General features: G+C 69.3%; 21 protein-coding genes. 5 read left to right on the top strand and 16 right to left on the bottom strand.

Translation table 11 applies throughout. The annotated features are described in order from the left end of the window. Positions 1-16 precede the first annotated feature (16 nt). On the top strand, positions 17-535 hold the full coding sequence (locus ACZ58N_RS10830; protein WP_471157741.1) for a DUF4240 domain-containing protein: 519 nt from the start codon (positions 17-19) through the stop codon (positions 533-535). Positions 536-607: 72 nt separating this feature from the next. Here ACZ58N_RS10830 and ACZ58N_RS10825 read toward each other — a convergent pair whose 3' ends face one another. Next, on the bottom strand, positions 608-1,378 hold the full coding sequence (locus ACZ58N_RS10825; RefSeq protein ID WP_471157740.1) for an SDR family NAD(P)-dependent oxidoreductase: 771 nt from the start codon (positions 1,376-1,378) through the stop codon (positions 608-610). An 85-nt stretch (positions 1,379-1,463) separates the two neighbouring features. Between ACZ58N_RS10825 and ACZ58N_RS10820 the strand changes: the two genes are divergently transcribed. Beyond that, positions 1,464-2,129, top strand: a complete 666-nt coding sequence (locus ACZ58N_RS10820; protein ID WP_471157739.1) for a TetR/AcrR family transcriptional regulator — start codon at positions 1,464-1,466, stop codon at positions 2,127-2,129. A gap of 137 nt (positions 2,130-2,266) precedes the next feature. Here the strand turns inward: ACZ58N_RS10820 and ACZ58N_RS10815 are convergent, their stop codons facing one another. Continuing rightward, positions 2,267-2,653: a hypothetical protein gene (locus tag ACZ58N_RS10815; RefSeq protein ID WP_471157737.1), complete on the bottom strand. Its 387-nt coding sequence runs from the start codon at positions 2,651-2,653 to the stop codon at positions 2,267-2,269. Positions 2,654-2,817: 164 nt separating this feature from the next. Next, positions 2,818-4,227 (bottom strand): type I glutamate--ammonia ligase, encoded by a 1,410-nt coding sequence (gene glnA, locus ACZ58N_RS10810; protein ID WP_471157735.1) that lies wholly within the window; start codon positions 4,225-4,227, stop codon positions 2,818-2,820. A gap of 185 nt (positions 4,228-4,412) precedes the next feature. Here glnA and ACZ58N_RS10805 point away from each other — a divergent pair, with 185 nt between their 5' ends. Further along, positions 4,413-4,880: an RDD family protein gene (locus ACZ58N_RS10805; protein WP_389711677.1), complete on the top strand. Its 468-nt coding sequence runs from the start codon at positions 4,413-4,415 to the stop codon at positions 4,878-4,880. A gap of 215 nt (positions 4,881-5,095) precedes the next feature. Here the strand turns inward: ACZ58N_RS10805 and ACZ58N_RS10800 are convergent, their stop codons facing one another. The 5 genes from ACZ58N_RS10800 to ACZ58N_RS10780 form a co-directional block, all read right to left on the bottom strand. Further along, positions 5,096-5,794, bottom strand: a complete 699-nt coding sequence (locus ACZ58N_RS10800) for a DUF4191 domain-containing protein (RefSeq protein WP_362877238.1) — start codon at positions 5,792-5,794, stop codon at positions 5,096-5,098. Positions 5,795-5,804: 10 nt separating this feature from the next. Continuing rightward, the gene (locus ACZ58N_RS10795; protein ID WP_389711676.1) at positions 5,805-6,002 is read right to left on the bottom strand and encodes an SCO2195 family GlnR-regulated protein; all 198 of its coding nucleotides are present in this window, start codon (positions 6,000-6,002) and stop codon (positions 5,805-5,807) included. Positions 6,003-6,213: 211 nt separating this feature from the next. Then, complete coding sequence (lipA, locus tag ACZ58N_RS10790) at positions 6,214-7,161, bottom strand: lipoyl synthase (RefSeq protein ID WP_471157732.1); 948 nt, start codon at positions 7,159-7,161, stop codon at positions 6,214-6,216. Positions 7,162-7,271: 110 nt separating this feature from the next. Continuing rightward, on the bottom strand, positions 7,272-8,069 hold the full coding sequence (lipB, locus tag ACZ58N_RS10785; protein ID WP_471157730.1) for a lipoyl(octanoyl) transferase LipB: 798 nt from the start codon (positions 8,067-8,069) through the stop codon (positions 7,272-7,274). A gap of 441 nt (positions 8,070-8,510) precedes the next feature. After that, entirely contained in the window at positions 8,511-8,708 is a 198-nt protein-coding gene (locus ACZ58N_RS10780) for a hypothetical protein (RefSeq protein WP_471157728.1), read from the bottom strand. 1,668 nt (positions 8,709-10,376) lie between these two features. On the opposite strand from ACZ58N_RS10780, the gene ACZ58N_RS10775 reads away from it, so the two are divergent. After that, a complete protein-coding gene (locus ACZ58N_RS10775) occupies positions 10,377-10,547 on the top strand; it encodes a hypothetical protein (RefSeq protein WP_471157726.1) in 171 nt (56 codons plus the stop codon). A 133-nt stretch (positions 10,548-10,680) separates the two neighbouring features. Here the strand turns inward: ACZ58N_RS10775 and ACZ58N_RS10770 are convergent, their stop codons facing one another. The 6 genes from ACZ58N_RS10770 to ACZ58N_RS10745 all read right to left on the bottom strand — a co-directional run bounded on the left by ACZ58N_RS10770 (position 10,681) and on the right by ACZ58N_RS10745 (position 13,978). Then, on the bottom strand, positions 10,681-11,103 hold the full coding sequence (locus tag ACZ58N_RS10770; RefSeq protein ID WP_471157724.1) for a hypothetical protein: 423 nt from the start codon (positions 11,101-11,103) through the stop codon (positions 10,681-10,683). A 70-nt stretch (positions 11,104-11,173) separates the two neighbouring features. Then, positions 11,174-11,605 carry a glycine-rich domain-containing protein gene (locus ACZ58N_RS10765; RefSeq protein WP_471157722.1) on the bottom strand — a complete coding sequence of 144 codons (432 nt, stop codon included), beginning with the start codon at positions 11,603-11,605 and terminating at the stop codon, positions 11,174-11,176. Positions 11,606-11,650: 45 nt separating this feature from the next. Beyond that, positions 11,651-12,013, bottom strand: a complete 363-nt coding sequence (locus tag ACZ58N_RS10760) for a hypothetical protein (protein WP_471157721.1) — start codon at positions 12,011-12,013, stop codon at positions 11,651-11,653. A gap of 438 nt (positions 12,014-12,451) precedes the next feature. Beyond that, a complete protein-coding gene (locus tag ACZ58N_RS10755; protein WP_471157719.1) occupies positions 12,452-13,282 on the bottom strand; it encodes a helix-turn-helix domain-containing protein in 831 nt (276 codons plus the stop codon). Beyond that, positions 13,279-13,800, bottom strand: coding sequence for a DUF6879 family protein (locus ACZ58N_RS10750; protein ID WP_471157717.1), 522 nt, complete (start codon positions 13,798-13,800; stop codon positions 13,279-13,281). Before ACZ58N_RS10750 ends, ACZ58N_RS10755 begins: the two co-directional genes overlap by 4 nt. Then, complete coding sequence (locus tag ACZ58N_RS10745; RefSeq protein WP_471157716.1) at positions 13,787-13,978, bottom strand: hypothetical protein; 192 nt, start codon at positions 13,976-13,978, stop codon at positions 13,787-13,789. The genes ACZ58N_RS10750 and ACZ58N_RS10745 overlap by 14 nt, the downstream gene beginning before the upstream one ends. Positions 13,979-14,356: 378 nt before the next feature. Between ACZ58N_RS10745 and ACZ58N_RS10740 the strand changes: the two genes are divergently transcribed. Beyond that, a complete protein-coding gene (locus tag ACZ58N_RS10740; RefSeq protein WP_471157714.1) occupies positions 14,357-15,796 on the top strand; it encodes a tetratricopeptide repeat protein in 1,440 nt (479 codons plus the stop codon). An 82-nt stretch (positions 15,797-15,878) separates the two neighbouring features. Here the strand turns inward: ACZ58N_RS10740 and ACZ58N_RS10735 are convergent, their stop codons facing one another. Next, the gene (locus ACZ58N_RS10735; protein WP_471157712.1) at positions 15,879-17,165 is read right to left on the bottom strand and encodes an NAD(P)/FAD-dependent oxidoreductase; all 1,287 of its coding nucleotides are present in this window, start codon (positions 17,163-17,165) and stop codon (positions 15,879-15,881) included. A gap of 222 nt (positions 17,166-17,387) precedes the next feature. Continuing rightward, positions 17,388-18,278 (bottom strand): TIGR01777 family oxidoreductase, encoded by an 891-nt coding sequence (locus ACZ58N_RS10730; protein WP_471157710.1) that lies wholly within the window; start codon positions 18,276-18,278, stop codon positions 17,388-17,390. Between the last annotated feature and the right edge of the window lie 195 nt (positions 18,279-18,473).

Genomic DNA, 18,473 nt, shown 5'->3' with positions numbered 1-18,473 from the left:
TGATGCTGGAGCGGTGATGGACGAGACGGAGTTCTGGGAGATCGTCGACCGTACCCGCGAGGCCGCCGAGGGCGACCCCGAGGAGCACGCCGAGCTGCTGGTCGATCGGCTGACACAGCTCGATCCGGATTCCGTCCTGGACTTCGCGCGGCACTTCGAGTCGCGCTACAACCGGGCGTACACGTGGGACCTGTGGGGCGCCGCGTGGGTGCTGCTGGACGGCGCGAGCGACGACGCCTTCGACTACTTCCGGTGCTGGCTGATCGGTCAGGGCCGGGAGGTCTTCGAGGGCGGGGTGCACGACCCGGACCACCTGGCGGAACTGCTGGGCGAGTTCGACGAGGAGATCGACGGGGACGGCGAGGAGCTCGGGTACGCGGCCGACGAGGCGTACGAGCAGCTGACCGGTGCGGTCGCCCCGGACCTCGGCGTCCCGCTCCAGCCGGCCGAGCCGGAGGGCACCGCGCTGGACTTCGAGGACGAGTCCGTGCTCGCGCAGCGCTTCCCCCGGCTCTGGGACCGGTTCAGGGACTGATCCCCCGGCTCGGCGGGCCGTCGGCGGCGCAGGTGGCGAAACCAGCCGCTCCAGTAGTGCGTGCCGCCGTCTCTAGTAGTGCGTGCCGCCGTCGATGCGGATCTCGGTGCCGGTGATGAACGCGCCGTCCTCGGAGCCGAGCATGGCGACGACGCCGGCGACGGTCTGGGGGCCTGCGAAGCCCTGGCCGAGGGCCGGGGCGAGCTTGGTGAACAGGCTCCAGTCGGTGTCCTCGGGCAGGCCGGGGCCGTTGCCGGTGGTCATGCCCGACTCGATGGAGCCGGGGGCGACGGCGACGAAGCGCAGGCCCTGCTTGCTGTACTCGGCGGCCAAGGCGTGGGTCATGGACTGGATGCCGCCCTTGCTGGCCGCATAGGCGGACATGTAGGGGTGGGCGAAGGTCGCCGAGGTGGAGCTGAAGTTCACGACGACCGGCTGTTCGCCCGCGAGAAGGGCGGGGAGGGACTCGCGGATCATCAGGAAGGTGCCGGTCAGGTTGACCGAGATGACCTTGTTCCAGAAGTCGAGGGTGGTTTGGTGGGTGTGCGCGGAGCGCAGGATGCCCGCCGCGTTGACGAGGACGTCGAGCCCCGTGAGGGCGTCGACGGCGTCGGCGACGCCGGCCTTCACGGCGGCCTCGTCGGATATGTCCAGGACTGCGGTGCTGAGCCGGTCGGCGTGCCCGTCGGCGGCGGCCCGGTCGGCCGTGGCCCGGAGGCCGGCTTCGTCGACGTCCACGGTGTGAACGCGGCCGCCTTCGGCGAGGATGCGGTGGACGGTGGCCCGGCCGATGCCGGATCCGCCGCCGGTGATGAGGACGCGACGTCCTTCGTAACGGTTCATGGGCGCAGCGTACCGAGTTAATGGCACGTTTTGCCAGACTGTCATTGTGTGCAATCGCCCGCATGTCGGACGGTACGCTTCACCTGTGAGATCTCCTCGTCCGTACTCCCCCCAGAGCGGCCCCGGGACCCAGTCGCTGACCGAGCGCCGCAAAGCCGCCACCCAGCTCGACATCGCCCGCGCGGCCTGCGAACTGTTCGCCGAACACGGTCCCGACGGGACCACGGCCGAAGACATCGCCCAGCGCGCGGGCGTCGCGCTGCGCACGTTCTACCGGTACTTCCGCAACAAGCAGGAGGCCGTGGCCCCGCTGTTGGCGGGCGGGGGCGACGCCTGGCGGGCCCTGCTCTCCGAGGAGGATCCGGGCACCCCGCTGGGCGAGGCGCTGGCGCGGGCGATAACGCGGTCGCTGAGCGACTCCCAGGCGGTCGAGGAGGGGCTGGGGGTGACCCGCGGACTGCTGCGCGCCGCCACGGACGACGAGGCCCTGCGGGCGGTCTGGTATCGGGTGAACCAGGAGTCCGAGGAGCGGCTGGTCCCGGTGATCGCCCGGCTCGCCGGGCCGGGGGCCGAGCCGCTGGCCGTACGACTGCTGGCCGCCGCCGCCACCGACGCGATCCGGGTCTCGCTGGAGCTGTGGTCGCAGACCGACGCCCCCGTGGCGGGGCCCGGCTCCCCCGCCGAGATGGCGGTGCGCTGCCTGCACGACCTCACCGGCGCGATGCCGTTGCTGCGCGGCCCGGCGGTCTAGGGCCTGTCGTCAAAGTCCCGTCGTCGCCCGGAGGGTCGGCGGGTCCGGCGGCGCCCCCCTTCCGACGGAGCCGCCGGGAACGCGGGAGGCCCCCGGAGGCCTGACGGCCATGCACGGGGGCCCGCCGCACGTCGGCGCTAGTCGTTGTAGCGGTATCCGCCGCCCCAGCCGTCGTTCCAGCCGCCGCCGTGGTGGTCGCCGTCGTAGTAGTAGTAACCGCGATCGCCGTCCCCGCCGTAGTAGTGGGGGTCCCAGTTGCCGCGCCAGTTGGCGTCGTAGTAGTTCGAGTTGTAGTAGCGGTCGTTGTCGCGCCAGTCCGGCTCGTACCAGCCGCCCACGCCCTGCCCGCAGTACCGGCTGTCCCAGTTGCGGTCGCAGCAGTCGTCGTAGCGCGAGTTGCACCAGCCGCCCCCGCCCCCTCCTCCGCCCCCGGTGACCGCTGCCGAGGCGCTGCCGACCGGCAGGAGGCCCAGGGAGATCCCCGCGGTTCCGGCGACGACTGTGGCGATGATCCTGCGGCGCATCTTCATGCACCTCCGAACGTGTCTCGCTCATCCGGGTTCTAGGTCATTTCAACCCTCACCCGACCCGGGCCGCCTGTCAAAGCGGAAAGGCCTCCCGCCGCACTCCGTGGAGTGCGGCGGGAGGCCTCTCATCAGGCATGACCCGGTGTTTCGAGGGCTACGACCTAGAGGTCGAAGTACAGCTCGAACTCGTGCGGGTGCGGACGCTGCGCGATGGGGGCGATCTCGTGCGTGCGCTTGTAGTCGATCCAGGTCTCGATCAGGTCGGGGGTGAACACACCGCCGGCCAGGAGGTACTCGTGGTCGTCCTCCAGGGCCTTGAGGACGTCCTCAAGGCTGGTCGGGACCTGCGGGACGCTCGCGTGCTCGTCGGGCGAGAGCTCGTAGAGGTCCTTGTCGATCGGCTCCATCGGCTCGATCTTGTTCTTGACACCGTCGAGGCCCGCGAGCAGCAGCGCCGCGAAGGCGAGGTACGGGTTGGACGACGGGTCCGGGGCGCGGAACTCGACGCGCTTGGCCTTCGGGTTGGAGCCCGTGATCGGGATGCGCATCGCGGCGGAGCGGTTGCGCTGCGAGTACACCATGTTGACCGGCGCCTCGAAGCCCGGAACCAGGCGGTGGTAGGAGTTCACCGTCGGGTTCGTGAAGGCCAGCAGCGACGGGGCGTGCTTGAGGATGCCGCCGATGTAGTAGCGGGCGGTGTCCGACAGGCCCGCGTAGCCGGCCTCGTCGTAGAACAGCGGGTCGCCGTTCGCCCACAGCGACTGGTGCACGTGCATGCCCGAGCCGTTGTCACCGAAGATCGGCTTCGGCATGAAGGTCGCGGTCTTGCCGTTGCGCCAGGCGACGTTCTTCACGATGTACTTGAAGAGCATCAGGTCGTCGGCCGCGGCGAGCAGCGTGTTGAACTTGTAGTTGATCTCGGCCTGACCACCGGTGCCGACCTCGTGGTGCTGGCGCTCGACCTGGAGGCCCTGGGCGTCCAGTTCGAGGGAGATCTCGGCGCGCAGGTCGGCGAAGTGGTCGACCGGGGCTACGGGGAAGTAACCACCCTTGTAGCGGACCTTGTAACCACGGTTGTTCTCCTCGGAACCGGTGTTCCAGGCGCCGGCCTCGGAGTCGATGTGGTAGAAGCTCTCGTTCGCGGTGGTCGCGAAGCGCACGCTGTCGAACACGTAGAACTCGGCCTCGGGGCCGAAGTACGCGGTGTCGGCGATGCCGGTGGAGGCGAGGTACGCCTCGGCCTTCTTCGCGATGTTGCGCGGGTCGCGGCTGTAGGCCTCGCCCGTGATCGGGTCGTGGATGAAGAAGTTGATGTTGAGCGTCTTGTCCTTGCGGAACGGGTCCAGACGCGCGGTGCTGATGTCGGCACGCAGCGCCATGTCGGACTCGTGGATCGCCTGGAAACCGCGGATCGAGGAGCCGTCGAAGGCCAGCTCCTCGTTCGGGTCGAACGCCCGCCCCGGGATGGTGAAGTGCTGCATCACACCAGGCAGGTCGCAGAAGCGGACGTCAACGAACTTGACGTCGTTCTCCTCGATGTACTGCTTCACTTCGTCGGCGTTCTGGAACATCCAACTCCTCCTACTCCCGGCCCCGGGGCAGGGGCGGGTTTTATAGCTCGTGGTGCGTCAGTGCGGTGCCGCACGCTGACCCGACCATAAGCAGACGGGATTTCCCAAGCATGACCCATTTGTTTCGCACAAGTTAACCAGGGTCCCGTCGGAGCCCGATGGAGCACCACCGGTACCGTGGTCGAGTGGACAACAGGCAAGCAATCGGATCCTGGCTTTCCGGCCCCCGTGCGGCCGCCGAGGACATGGGCGTCGACTTCGGCTATCCGGGCCAGCAGCTCGGCCTGCCCCGGTCGGGGCCCGGCTCCGTGGCCCGCTTCGGCCGCCGGATCGGCGCGGTCGTCATCGACTGGGTCGGCTGCCAGCTCATCGCATACGGACTGATCACGGGGGGCCGGCTGGGCGCCACGGGCAACTGGACGCTGGGGCTCTTCGTGATCCTGACGATCCTCACCGTGGGGACCGTGGGCTTCACCCCCGGCAAGCGGATTCTTGGACTCCGGGTCATTGGGCAGGACGGCAACCGCCTCGGCATCGTCCGCGTGGTGATCCGTACCGTGCTGCTGGCCCTGGTCATCCCGGCCCTGGTCTGGGACCGGGACGGACGCGGGCTGCACGACCGGCTGGCCGGCGCGGTCCAGGTCCGCATCTAGGACTCCGCGCCCACCTTGCGGCACCCGCACGCCGGCGGCGGCGGGCGCCGCGAGGTGGGTACGACGCAGAGGTGGGTACGACGCAGGGGCGCCCCCGGGCCGGATGGCTTCGGGGGCGCCCCTGCGTCGTGCGTGCGTGCGATGCGTCGCGCGTGTGCTGCGTCGGGCCTCCGCCGCCGCGTCGTATACGGAAGGCGGAACGGCCCGCTAGGCCACTAGCGTCCGCGGGGCGGGCGGGCGGAGCCGCCGCGTCCGGGCATCGGGCCCTTCGGCACCGGCATGTTGCTCATGAGGTCGCCCATGGCCCGGAGCTTGTCGTTGACCTGGGTGATCTGCGGGCCGGACAGGACGCGCGGCAGCTTCAGCAGCGTCGTACGGACCTTCTTGAGCGGCACCTCGCCCTCACCGGTACCGACGATGAAGTCGTGCACCGGAACGTCGGGCATGATCCGGGCCAGCTTCTTCTTCTCGGCCGCGAGCAGGGTCTTCACCCGGTTCGGGTTGCCCTCGGCGATCAGGACCACGCCCGCCTTGCCGACGGCCCGGTGGACGATGTCCTGGTTCCGGTTCATCGCGACGGCCGGGGTGGTCGTCCAACCCCGTCCCACGTTGTCCAGTACGGCCGCGGCCGCACCCGGCTGCCCTTCCATCTGCCCGAAGGCAGCGCGCTCGGCCCGTCGCCCGAAGATGATCGCCATCCCCAGGAACGCCACCAGGAAGCCCAGGATGCCCAGGTAGACCGGGTGGCCGATCAGGAAGCCGATCGCAAGAAAGACACCGAAGGTGACGATTCCCACGCCCGCGACGATCAGACCGACCTTCGGGTCGGCCTTGCGCGTCATCTTGTACGTCAGGGCGATCTGCTTCAGTCGCCCGGGGTTCGCAGCAGTCTCTGCGTTTGACTTCCTCGCCATGAGGCGAAGTTTACGTGGCCCGCGGGGTCCGGGTGGCCGCGGCCTCGACCACGTGCTCGGTTTCGACCCGGTCCTTGGCCCTGCGGCGGTCCTCCAGGACGGCCGTCCAGGCGTTGCGGCGGGCACCGCTCATGAGCAGCGACTCGATGCCGCGGAAGGCCTCGGCGACGGACGGGATGGCGATGGCGCGTACGGGCGCGGCCTGCATGATGTCGGTCCCTCTCTCGGAGCTCGCATCGAAGGGCGTGTGCGGTGCGTGGACCCAGCGTCACTGACTGGTGTTACCAGGGCATGACCGGTCGGTCAAACGTGATGAAACATTGACGCGACCCCCAGGCTCTCCCGATAAGAGCCTAGGGGCCGCGACGACACGGTGTTACCGCTTGGTAGGTGTGTGTGAACGAGTTCACACCCCCCGATCAGACCGTGGCGCGCTTCTCCATCGCCTGCGTGTAGAGGCGTCCCGCACGGTACGAGGAACGGACCAGGGGGCCCGACATCACGCCGGAGAAGCCGATCTCCTCGGCCTCCTTCGCCAGCTCGACGAACTCCGCCGGCTTCACCCAGCGCTCGACGGGGTGGTGCCGCGGCGAGGGCCGCAGGTACTGGGTGATGGTGATGAGCTCGCAGCCGGCCGCGTGCAGGTCGCGCAGCGCCTCGCTGACCTCCTCGCGCTCCTCGCCCATGCCGAGGATCAGGTTCGACTTGGTGATCAGGCCGTACTCGCGGGCCTTGGTGATCACGTCGAGCGAGCGCTCGTAGCGGAAGCCGGGGCGGATCCGCTTGAAGATGCGGGGCACGGTCTCGACGTTGTGCGCGAAGACCTCGGGGCGGGAGGCGAAGACCTCCTCCAGCAGCTCCGGCACCGCGTTGAAGTCCGGCGCGAGCAGCTCGACCTTTGTGTGACCGCTCTCGCGGTGCGCCGTCTGCTGGTGGATCTGGCGCACCGTCTCCGCGTACAGCCACGCGCCGCCGTCGGGCAGGTCGTCACGGGCGACGCCGGTGATGGTGGCGTAGTTCAGGTCCATCGTGACCACGGACTCACCGACGCGACGCGGCTCGTCCCGGTCCAGGGCCTCGGGCTTGCCCGTGTCGATCTGGCAGAAGTCGCAGCGCCGGGTGCACTGGTCGCCACCGATGAGGAAGGTGGCCTCACGGTCCTCCCAGCATTCGTAGATGTTCGGACAGCCGGCTTCCTGGCACACCGTGTGCAGTCCTTCGCCCTTCACCAGGGCCTGCATCTTGGTGTACTCGGGGCCCATCTTCGCCCGGGTCTTGATCCACTCGGGCTTGCGCTCGATGGGGGTCTGGGCGTTGCGGACTTCGAGGCGCAGCATCTTGCGTCCGTCGGGTGCGACTGCGGACACGACCGGCTCCCTGTGACTTCGATTCTTCGGCGCCCACCAGGGTACGCCCGTAATTTCGTACGCTCTTACGTCCGCCAACCCGAGGGCCTCCGGACGCATTCCCGGAGGCGTCAGCCCACGGCCGGCTCGATCTCGCGGGGTCGCAGCTCGGCCTGCTCCAGGACCTCCCTCAGGTGCCGTTCCGCGACGGGCAGCACCTCGGCGATGGTGACCTCGCGGCCCAGCTCGTACGAGAGCGAGGTCACACCGGCGTCCCGGATGCCGCAGGGGATGATCCGGTCGAACCACGTGCTGTCCGGGTTCACGTTGAGGGAGAAGCCGTGCATGGTGACGCCCTTGGCGACGCGGATGCCGATCGCCGCGAGCTTGCGGTCCTCGCGGCGCTGGCCCGCGTTGGAGGGGGCGTACTCGGGACCGTTCAGGCGGGCGTCGAACTCCTCGTCGTGCAGACGGGGGTCGAACTCCAGGGAGAGGCCGCCGATCCTCGGGCGCTCCTCGACGGGGTCGCCGAGCACCCAAACCCCGGAGCGGCCCTCGACCCGGGTGGTCTCCAGGCCGAACTCGGCCGCCGTGCGGATCAGGGCGTCCTCCAGGCGGCGGACGTGCGCCACGACGTCCACCGGGCGGGGCAGCTTCATGATCGGATAGCCGACCAACTGGCCCGGTCCGTGCCAGGTGATCTTGCCGCCGCGGTCCACGTCGATGACGGGCGTCCCGTCGAGGGGCCGCTCGCTCGGATCGGTGCGCCGACCGGCGGTGTACACCGGCAGGTGCTCCACCATCAGGCAGGTGTCGTCGATCTCGTCCGCGAAGCGGGCGGCGTGGACGCGCCGCTGCTCGTCCCAGGCCTCGGTGTACTCGACCGCTTCCGGCCCGAAGCCCAGATGGACAAACCGAAGCTCAGTCACCGCAGCGCCTCCTCGTTGAACCTGCTGTGTGCACGTACCGCACCCGGCCAAGGGTACGGCCGCTCCCGCGGGCTCCTTCAAGCCCCGGTCGACCGACCCCCATCGAATGCGAGACCGTCATGACCACACCGGACCTCCAAGCTCACGTCGTCCCCAGCGATTGGGAGGCGTTCGACAAGCGAGCCGAAGCGATCGAGGCGTAGCTGCCGCCATGGTGGGCGGCGCGCTGAACTCCCACTTCGGTAAGGGGTTCTCCGGCCACTGAACAGCCATGACCCGTCGGAGGGGTCCGGATCGGGCCCCTCCCTCGCGGGGACCTTCGCCCTCGCCGGCACGAGGACCAAAGGCCCACCGCAGGAAGGCCCCGCCCTCGACAACGGTCATCCTGTCGTCAAGGGTGAGCAGGGCCACGAACGGCTCGTTCGCTTCTTCTCCGAGAAGTCAGCGACGGCGGCGCACCTGCCACATGTTCTTGTGGGCCGCCATGATCGCGGCACGGTCGCTCGGCCGAGTATCGCGCATGACCTCACGGAAGGTGTAGAGCTTGCCGAGCATGGTCATGGCGAAGACCACCACAGCGCCAACGGTAGGCGGCACGGTGGGGTTGTTGAGCGCCAGCTCGACGATCGTCGCGTTCATCGGTCCTCTTTCAGCGGTTGGTGGCCGGCGCCTTCGATGGGAGGGCGGCCCCGCTGACGGGACAGCCGACCTCAACGAAGACAGGTTTGTGTTCCTGTCAAACACGGCGCCCGCTAGGCCGTGCCTCCGTAGGAGTCGTTGAGATCGGGTTCGTACAAATCCGAAACTCTGGTGGTGCAGTACTACAGCGGGCTAAGCCCTCCGGGAACTGTCCCGGGTGGCTCGAACGGCGGCGCCCAAAGGGTCACCACCCGCGCAGACAGAACGTCCACGCATCCGTACCGACCATCGAACTGTCGATGGTGGTCAACCAAAAATGACTGAGCGTCCTAGACGCCCTAACCGGTCGCGAATCCGTTTCAGCGGCGTTCGCGAGCGATAGTGATGAAAACGTTAGCCGACGCACGAGGCCGCCGCAAACACAAAGTTCAGACGAGGAGATTGAAGATCCAATACTACGAACGACCCACCTTGGACGCGCACTTCATCCGCATCGCCGAGGTGGCGTCAGTCCGCGGTGACTGCATCCACTGTCGGGTCGGGGCCGCCTTCTTACGGCGACCGGCGCATCGGCGCTACCCGCTACAACGGTGCTCCCGGGTGGGCCGCCGCGCCTCGTCTCGGCCTGCGCACACCCGACCAAGGTCCCCAGGCCCATCAGATAGCAGGCATCTCCACAGATCCGCCATGCGGCAGCACCCACAGCACCCCACCATTACAGCTAAGCGTCAGTGAATACTGATTCAGCCTCTAGCTGTGGCAACGCACGCACTCATCAGCCACACGCCCAAAGCCCACTCACGTGAAAGCCACGTACACCCGCTCCATGTGTGCACCACAGTGCACTACTACATGCACACGCACACGTGAATGCATAAGCGTGAGTGATTGAAGCATAGAGTTAAAGCGTCACGTTTGAAGCTTGTTGATTGGACGCAAAGAAAAGCCTGACTGAACACGAGTCGGCTGCTTTCAGCTTGCATAAAGGGTCATGGTCGGGCAGGCGGGGGGACCCCCGACTATCACCGACACAGGCAGCGGGAGCGGGGCGTGACGATCACGCCGAAACCCGGCTTTGAGTGGTGCCGCAGCACCAAGCACGGCAACGACACCTGGCCGCGCCCAGCTGCGCTGCCGTAGCTGCGCCCCGGGGGTGGCCGACCGGTAGCTCGGGGTGACGAAGCGAGGATGACGGAGGAAGGCCGGCGTGAGCACCCGCCAAGCGCCGGAGTCCTCTCCAGGCTCCAACAGCGCCGCCTGATCAGGGTTGTTGTCATGTGACATGCGGGCGCAGTAGCTTGTAAATGCTCTTGTGACACCGCTCGAACCATGTGCTAGTCGGCGTCTCGCCGTGTCGGCATGCTAGAGGGCTGATCAGGATTGAAAACAAGCGATCCATAGCAGGACTTCATTCGGGGCGTGCTGTCTCCGAACACCTTCCGTGGTGGTGAGACGCCACGGCAGCCCGCACCCTTTTTACCCTTGATATATCCAAGGTCATCACGACCTCAACGAACACCACTCGCCAACCCGGCGGGGGGCGCAGCTGGCGGGCGGCTGTGTTTTCTGACAGACACTTCCGTCTGTCTTCGTTGAGGTTTCCGTGCCACGGCACGCCCTCTCGAAGGCGACGGCCTTACCGTCCTTGGAGGGGCGATGTGGGCCGTTATGCAGGAGCTCGCCATTACGGGGCCGAACGTGATGCTTGCGTTCTTCGCCCTCTTGGTTTTCATGTTCCTGGCCGCGCTACTGATCGCGCTACGCAACGCTGAACCTGGCCATCGCCCCGAGATCATCCGAGCGTTGGCGGAGCTCATGGCGTTCTGGAAGAAGCGATGAGGGCCTAGTAGAGGTGCTGGGGCCACCTCCTAACGTTGGGAGGTGACCTACTTCGAGTTGGCGTTCCCGCAGCGAGGCCGGCGGAGACCGTGACCTGCGATGTTCCGATGGAGCTCTTCCCAACTCGGCGTAGCTAGGCCTTGTAGATCGGCTCGTACGCCGCTACCTGCTCAGGGGAGACCTCCTCGACGGTGAGGTTCCCGGTCCAAAGATGGTCGCGGTAGCAGTACCCGTGAAGCTCAGCTCGTCGCCCAGGGGTGACCTTCCACGAACCGGTGGGCAGCTTCACCACCACGTCGCCGCCGCACGCGAACGACCGGCTCGCCTGCGCCATGATCCAGCGCGCGTGATCGGCGGGGCCCTCCGTCTCCCGGCACATCTTCCGGGCCGTGTCCCACAGCCGCCCCCACTCAACGCCAGGAGTCAGAGGACCGACGATTGCCACCTCTCCGATGTTCCGGCTGCCCAGTGAGTGAGTGGCGTAGCCGTATACCGTGCCGAACATCCGGAACACGGTGACGCGGCTCTGCCCTGCCAAGGGCTCAGCAACTACCATGCGGTTAACCTCTGTTCATGGGTGAGCCCCGGGCGCATTGGCCGCACCCGGGGCTCATCTCTCGGGTGAATCAGCAGCCGTCGCCGTCACCGCAGCAGGCGGGCGGGTTGCACTCCTTCGCGGAGCCCCACAGCCGGTCGTCGACGTGGAACCCGGCAGCCCGGACGCGGTCCACCACGGACCCGATCAAGGGCTGGGTGCGGACGGTGGCCTTGGGCTCGTGACCCAGGAAGAACCCGAACTGCTCCTCACACCAGGCGGCGTACGCCTGCGTGTGGAGGACGAACGAGTGCCACCCGGGGTCAACGGCGTCCGACGGGGTCATGTCGAAGGCGCGGGTGTCGCCCATGACCTTGAGGAAGGCAAGGGCCTGGTCCACGACCCGGCGGGCGGTGGCCGGCTCGTGTCCGTACTCCTCCGCGCAGAACACGGACACCTTCTCGAACAGCTCGGGACTGACGAGGTCCCGCCCGTGCCGTAAGGCGACGGGTGATTCCAGCATGGTCGTCACAGTGAGATTCCCTCTCTCTCAACGGTTGGGGGCTGGTTACACGGCGGGCGGGGGCGGCCACTTCGCTCCGCCGCCGTCGCCGGACTTGTCGCCGGGGTCGGTCATCGCTGCACCTCCTCTCGGCTCGCGGCCGGAATGGGTGCCCGCCCCCACAAGAGGCAGGAGTCTGTGACGGTCAGCGCGCCGCTTGATCGCGTGCTCGGCCTCCCAGTGGAAAGCCCCGGAGCCCCGGATCGTGCCGCTGTGCTCGTCTTCGTGGCCGAGGTCGCGGACGCACTCGACCATGTGGTTCGACAGGTCTCGGCCGGTAACGCGGCGATGCGTCTCGACGGCTTCGAGCGGGAGGAACGTGTACGCCCCGCAGTACCAGCGGGCTTCGTCAGGAACCGCGATTTTCACGCGCCGCTCCGGCGACGTAAGTGAGGGTGGTTGCTGATCTCCTGTTTGATCTTGGCTACCTCGCGCCACTCGCCCGCGTCGGCGGCCTCGCGCCGCTCTCCGTCCAGGGCGGTACACACGCCGCACGTGGGGTCGTACGCCGGCCACTGGCTCTTGTCGAGTGCTGCGGCGACGGCCCTCACCGGTGACCCCGGGCAGCGTGGCGACGGATCAACACGTTCCTGTCGCTCACGACCGTCCCCGCCAAAGGGCCCTGCGCCGCAGAGCGCTCCTCGGCCCACGTGGGCACCTGTCGCAACTAGCGGGAGGCTGCGGCCACGGGGGCATGAAGAGCTTTGCTGCCTGCTGCTGTGCCGTCGTTGCTGCCGCCATCACCGCACCCCTTCACGTCACCCTCGCTGCGTCGGCAGCAATAGTGACCAGGGGCGGAGACAGTTCCTAGACGGTTTCCTGTTCCCTCAAAAACCCGTCCCGGATGCCTTCAACGAGGCTCCGCATTTCATCGCCGGACACCGTCGCTTTCTCGAATCCTTCGAACTTCCGGACGTACATTTCAACGTCCCGCGGATCCGTGACGACTATCTCGGCGTGCACCGTCTCAACGGTCACCATGCGGTCGTCTCGGATGACGAAGGCGTGATTGGCGATGTCTGTCTGCGGGGCGGACAGCGGCACGACCCTGACGTCTACGTGCGCGAGGCGGGACATGGAGACGATCCGGTCGAGCTGCGCTGCCATCATCGGGGGCGGGACGATCCGCCACCGAAGGACGGGTTCGGTGATGACGAAGCGGAGCTTCTTCGTGCTGTCGAACAGCACCGCTTGACGTTCAAGCCTGCCGCTGATCGTGCGCGTGAGGGCGTCCTCGCTCAGGTCATGGCGCTGAAGGATGGCGCGGATGTATTCAGGCGTCTGGAGCAACCCGGGTACCAGAGCAGGCTGGAACAGCCTCAGGACGGCCATCTGAGCTTCCAGGGCCTTCGCCGCCTGCTGACCCTTGTGGATGCCGGCCCGCTTGAGGAGCCGCCACGCGGTGGCTTCGGTGGTCGCCGCGCGGGCAGCTTCCGTGTACTCGGCCTTGATGGCGTCGGAGACGCCTATCGCGGTGAGGATGCGTTCAACGTCCGTGGCGCTCGGCAGGAGGTTGGCGTTCTCGATTTTGGAGAGCTTGGACGGAGACATGTGGGCGCTACGGGCGACTGCTTTGGCTTCCTTGCCGGACGCCTCTCGCAGTGCCCGCAGCGCGACCCCGAGCTGTGCCTTGTTCACTCGCCGTACTTGGCCCACCAGTCGATGAACGGCTCCGCGTGGGTGAGTGCCATCTCCCGGTAGGCGACGTAAGCGGCAGCTTCATCCTGTGGCAGAAGGTCGGCACCGAGGAATCCCCCGGTGTCGTCGTAACGCATCACGGCCGTGTCCTTGGAGTCGAATAGCCAGAAGTCCGGAACGGCGTCGAGCGGGTTCGGGGCGTCCGTCACGTCGAGGATGAAGAACTCTTCCCCGCCGGTCAGGTTCGTCCGGTAGCCCCACCCCAGCTCGAATCGGAGGTACTCCGTGAGAGGCCGCTTGAGGACGTGGACGCGATACACCCGCTTGCCTTCGTGCGTGAGTCCTCGGAGTTCTTCGACCCATCCGGCGTTGTAGCCCTCAGGCCGCTCCTGACCGGCCTGGAAGACCCGATAGGCATCAACGTTCCCGGAACCGCTGTAGTCGTCCAGAGTCTCCAGGCGGAACGCCTCGTGCCGGAACCGCTCGAAGAGCTCGGCGAGGGTGCTAGATGAGGCCATCGGCAATGGCCTTCTTGATCAGCTCCACGGGGATCTCCACGAGGGTTTCGTGAGCGGGAACCTTGAGCCCGTGGTCGTCGGGCGTCTCGCCCTGCACGAGGAACGTACCTCGGTCGGTGGCGTAGAGCGTCGGGCAGTCCTTCAGGTCGCAGGTGCTGATCAGCTTGGTCACCTTCATGGCTTCCGGTTCCCCTCTCCCGTTCGGCGTAGTGCCGCGTTCGATGCTCCCGATCCCGTGACCTCGGGGTCAAGCGATCACGCTTGAGAGAACGGGAAACCGGCCCGGACAGCAGAAGACCCCCGACCTTCTGGCCGGGGGTCCCGCTTTTGAAATCCAGCACCGCTACGCCTATCCAGTATCGACCTGTCCAGATGCGTCAGTTGTCGGCCAGCGATCCTTCCTGGCCACAGCTCACTGTCCACCCCGGGGTCCTGTTCTGCACACGATCGGATGAATGTGGGGCAGAGAGGGCGGTGCGGGCGGAGTTCGCCGCTACATTCACGCCGTTCACAGGGCCGGGACCCCGGTCCGTCACGTCAGGAAACCGTGGAGCCGATGACGGAACGACCAGCCCAGCGCGTCCCCAACCGGCAGCTCGCGGCGCTGATCGCGGAAGCCGGGTTCTCCAACGCCGGGCTCGCCCGCCGCGTCGACCAGCTCGGCCTGGAGCACGGTCTCGACCTGCGGTACGACAAGACCTCCGTGACCCGGTGGCTGCGCGGCCAGCAGCCCCGCGGCACGACCCCCGCGCTGATCGCGGAGGTCTTCACCCGGCGCCTCGGGCGGCGGCTGTCGGCGCAGGACCTCGGCCTCGACGCGTGCGCGCCCGTGTACGCCGGGCTGGAGTTCGCGGCCACCCCCGAGGAGGCCGTGGACATCGCGAGCGGGCTGTGGCGCAAGGACTCCGGATCGCACGCCGAGCTGCGCAAGATCGCCTTCACCCCGGCCGGCCTGGTCGTCCCCAGCCGGGACTGGCTCATCGGTCGGGCCGACGAACGCGTCGGCCGCGGTACGGACGCCACCGCCTCCCGCGTCCCCGCGCAGGGCCGCGCCTCGGTCCCCCGCCAGCGCCAGGTCGACCGCGGCCCCGGGCAGCGGGTCACCGGCGGGGACATCGCGGCGCTGCGCTCGGTGAGCGAGCTGTTCCGCACCCTCGACCACGCCTACGGCGGCGGCCACGCCCGCCAGGCCCTCGTGCGCTACCTGGAGCACGAGGCCGAGCCGATGCTCCGCGGCACCTACGGCGAGACCACCGGCCGGCGGCTGTTCTCCGCCGCCGCCGACCTGACCCGGCTCGCCGGCTGGACCTCGTACGACATCGCCGCGCACGGGCTCGCCCAGCGGTACTTCGTCCAGGCGCTGCGCCTCGCGCAGGCCGCCGGGGACCGGCCGTACGGGTCCTACGTACTGGTCACCATGAGCCGGCAGGCGGTCTACCTCGGCCACGGCCGCGAGGCCGTCCAGTTGGCCCGGGTCGCCCAGCAGGGCGTCGGCTCGGGCCCCCCGCCGGTGGTGCAGGCGCTGCTGCACGCCGCCGAGGCGCGGGGGCACGCCGTGCTCGGCGAGGTGCGGTCGGCGACGGCCTCCCTGGTCCGCGCCGAACGCGCGCTGGGCGCGGCCCGTCCGGGGGACGACGTACCGCCGTGGGCCCGGTTCTTCGACGAGGCACAGCTCGCCGACGAGTTCGGGCACTGTCACCGCGACCTCCAGCAGTACCGGGCCTGCGCCCAGCACGCGGAACGCTCCCTCCAGCTGCGCTCACCCGGCTACGCCAGGTCCCGGCTGTTCTGCCGGGTGGTGCTGGCCACGGCCCGGCTGGGGCTGGGCGAGCTGGACCAGGCGTGCGCGTTGGGCGCGGAGGCGGCGCAGCAGGCGATGGAGATGCGGTCGGTGCGCGCCGTGGAGTACGTACGGGACTTCGAGCGGCGACTGGAGCCGTACCGGGACGCGTCGGCGGTGCGGACCTACCGGGACCGGGTGGCGGCGCTGTCCTGATAGGGCGGGGTGAGCGGCGGGCGGCCGGGCGGGCGGAGGCCCGGTCCCCCCGCGGGGAACCGGGCCTCGGCCGGGGTGGTCCTCAGGCCACCGCCGGAAGGGCCGGTTCCGGGGCGGCCGGGAGCGGGATGCCGAAATCGCGCAGCAGGGCCGTGGCCGCCCGGCGTGCGGAGTGCAGGGCGCCCTGGACGGTGTTCGAGTCGCGGTGGTCCCCGCACACGTAGAGCCCCGCCAGGACCCGTACGGGCCGCCGCAGGTCGTACGGCGGGGGCATCGCGGGCACGGCCTCCGGAGTGTGGTGCACGGCGAGGAGGTCCCAGTCCCGGGTGGAGGTGTCGTAGAGCCGGGCCAGCCGCGAGGCCACCGTCCGCGCGGGCGGCGGCGGGCCGTGGACGGTGGTGGTGACCAGGCTGCGGCCGGCCGGTGCCCGGCTGGGATCGACGGCGCTCATCACGGTGGTGTGCGCGAGCGGCCACTTCGGGTCCGCGTCCAGGAGCAGCGAACCGTCCCAGGGCAGCGGCGCCGGGGTCCCGTGGTGGATGACCGTCACCTCGTGGAAGCGCGGCACCCGCAGCCCCGGCAGCAGCTCGGCGGCGGCCCGGGCGCCCGTCGCGAGGACCACGGAGCGGCAGCGGAAGTCCCCGTGCTCCTCGGTGGTGACCAGGCTGGTCGCCACCGAACGGACCCGGACCCCGGTGCGCACCGTGCCCGGCGGCAGGGACTCGGCGAGCAACCGCGGCAGGACCGCCGCCCCGCCCTCGGGCACGGCGAGCCGACCCCGGACGAAGGTGCGCAGCGCGAGATCGGCGACGCGACTGGAGGTGGTGAGGTCCGGATCGCGCAGCAGGGCCGAGAGCAGGGGGCGCAGGACCCCGTTCACGGTGCGCGGTGGCAGGCCCCGGGAGCGCAGCGCGGTGAGCGCCGGGCGTTCCGGGCGGGCCAGGACCCGTTCCTCGGGCAGCGCGGCGAGCCGGCCGAGGGCGGCGCTGAGCCGCGCCTGGTCGAGGGAACCGCTGGCCAGCGCGCGGGCCGGGGTGAGCGCCCCGGCCCGCTGCTGTTTGCCGTCGACTCCGTGCACCAGCACTCCGGGCGCGAAGGGCCGCAGCCTGAGGCCCTCCAGGCCGGGGGTGCGGGCCGGCTCGGTGTACGAGGTGTTGAGGAGCTGCCCGATCCTGTCGAGGCGGAAGCCGTCGGCCGATCCGGTGGCCATGCGGCCTCCGGGGTCGGCCGCGGTCTCCAGGACGGTGACCGTGACCCCCGCCGCGATCAGGTGGTGTGCGGCCGCGAGTCCTGAGACCCCGGCTCCTACGATGACGACGTCCGCGAGCTGTGCGGTGTGGTGCGCGGCATGGTGTGTGCTGCTGAGCACGTGCCCCTCCCCGAGGTCGGCGCGGCTGTGTGGGAACCTCCTTCCCCCATCGGGCTCCAGGAGAACCCGAGTCCGGTGGGGTATTGCGCACAACTCCGGTCGCATGGTGGTCGCATACGGGTCACGAACGGTCGCACGTGGGCGTTCGGGGGCGCCTGGGCCGGTCTTGCCGTTGCCGTCGCCGCTGCCGGTGGGCGGTGGGGCGGGGTGGGGTGGTCGAGGTCAGGCCAGCGCTGCCCTGATGGACTCGTCGATGCCGGGGTGACGGAAGACGAAGCCGGACTCCAGCAGCCGGGCGGGGCGCACCCGCTGACTGCCGAGCACGTCCTCGGAGAACTCACCGATCGCGATCCGGAGGGCCGGCGCGGGGACGGCGAACAGGGTCGGGCGGTGCAGTACGCGGCCCATGGCGGCGGTGATCTCACGGTTGGTCAGCGGTTCGGGCGCGGTCAGGTTCACCGGGCCGGAGAGGTCAGGGGTGTCGATGAGGTGCCGCAGGGCGGCGATCTCGTCGTGCATCGAGATGTACGACCAGTACTGGCGGCCGTTGCCGAGCCGGCCGCCGATGCCGGCCCGGAAGATGGGGAACAGCTTCCCCCACGCCCCGCCCTCGGAGGCGACCACCAGCCCGGTACGGGCGAAGACGGTGCGCACGCCGGCGTCGCGGGCCGGGGAGGCGGCCGCCTCCCACTCCACGCAGACGGACGGGAGGAAGCCCTGGCCCGCCGGTGCGCTCTCGTCGACGGCGCGGTCGCCGGTGTCGCCGTAGTAGCCGATGGCGCTGCCGCACACCAGGACCGGCGGGGGGCTGTCGAGGGCGGCCACGGCCCGGGCGATGGCGGCCGTCCCGAGGACCCGGCTGTCGCGGATCTCCCGCTTGTAGGCCGCCGACCAGCGGTGGTCCCCGACGCCGGCCCCCGCCAGGTGCATGACGGCTCCGCAGCCGGCGAGCCCGGCCGGGTCCACGTGGCCGCCTGCGGGGTCCCACCTGGCCTCGTCCGGGGCGGTGGGCTCGCGGCGTACGAAGCGGACCACGTCGTGGCCGTCGGAGCGGAGGGACTGGACGAGGGCCTGACCGATGAGTCCGGAGGATCCGGTGATGGCGATGCGCATGGGCCCAGTCTGCCGCCGCTGCCCTGGCCGGGCGGGGTTCCGACCCCTCCGGCCACGCCGGTCGGCCCGGACCGGGGTCGGGGGGCGGTGCCCGGTCGGGGGCTGCGGGTGGGGCGGGTCGGGGGTGGTCGGGGGCTGCGGGTGGGTCGGGGCCGGTGCCGGGGTGGGGTGTCGTCCGGGACGGGCATGATTTAT

Source organism: Streptomyces sp. NPDC040432 (assembly GCF_055595445.1).
This window is presented reverse-complemented; position numbering and strand designations above follow the sequence as displayed.

Coding starts and splice junctions, on each gene's coding strand:
- ACZ58N_RS10830 (WP_471157741.1), top strand. CDS start 17: ATGGACGAGACGGAGTTCTGGGAGATCGTCGACCGTACCCGCGAGGCC.
- ACZ58N_RS10825 (WP_471157740.1), bottom strand. CDS start 1,378: ATGAACCGTTACGAAGGACGTCGCGTCCTCATCACCGGCGGCGGATCC.
- ACZ58N_RS10815 (WP_471157737.1), bottom strand. CDS start 2,653: ATGCGCCGCAGGATCATCGCCACAGTCGTCGCCGGAACCGCGGGGATC.
- glnA (WP_471157735.1), bottom strand. CDS start 4,227: ATGTTCCAGAACGCCGACGAAGTGAAGCAGTACATCGAGGAGAACGAC.
- ACZ58N_RS10800 (WP_362877238.1), bottom strand. CDS start 5,794: ATGGCGAGGAAGTCAAACGCAGAGACTGCTGCGAACCCCGGGCGACTG.
- ACZ58N_RS10795 (WP_389711676.1), bottom strand. CDS start 6,002: ATGCAGGCCGCGCCCGTACGCGCCATCGCCATCCCGTCCGTCGCCGAG.
- ACZ58N_RS10780 (WP_471157728.1), bottom strand. CDS start 8,708: ATGAACGCGACGATCGTCGAGCTGGCGCTCAACAACCCCACCGTGCCG.
- ACZ58N_RS10775 (WP_471157726.1), top strand. CDS start 10,377: ATGCAGGAGCTCGCCATTACGGGGCCGAACGTGATGCTTGCGTTCTTC.
- ACZ58N_RS10770 (WP_471157724.1), bottom strand. CDS start 11,103: ATGGTAGTTGCTGAGCCCTTGGCAGGGCAGAGCCGCGTCACCGTGTTC.
- ACZ58N_RS10765 (WP_471157722.1), bottom strand. CDS start 11,605: ATGCTGGAATCACCCGTCGCCTTACGGCACGGGCGGGACCTCGTCAGT.
- ACZ58N_RS10750 (WP_471157717.1), bottom strand. CDS start 13,800: ATGGCCTCATCTAGCACCCTCGCCGAGCTCTTCGAGCGGTTCCGGCAC.
- ACZ58N_RS10745 (WP_471157716.1), bottom strand. CDS start 13,978: ATGAAGGTGACCAAGCTGATCAGCACCTGCGACCTGAAGGACTGCCCG.
- ACZ58N_RS10740 (WP_471157714.1), top strand. CDS start 14,357: ATGACGGAACGACCAGCCCAGCGCGTCCCCAACCGGCAGCTCGCGGCG.
- ACZ58N_RS10730 (WP_471157710.1), bottom strand. CDS start 18,278: ATGCGCATCGCCATCACCGGATCCTCCGGACTCATCGGTCAGGCCCTC.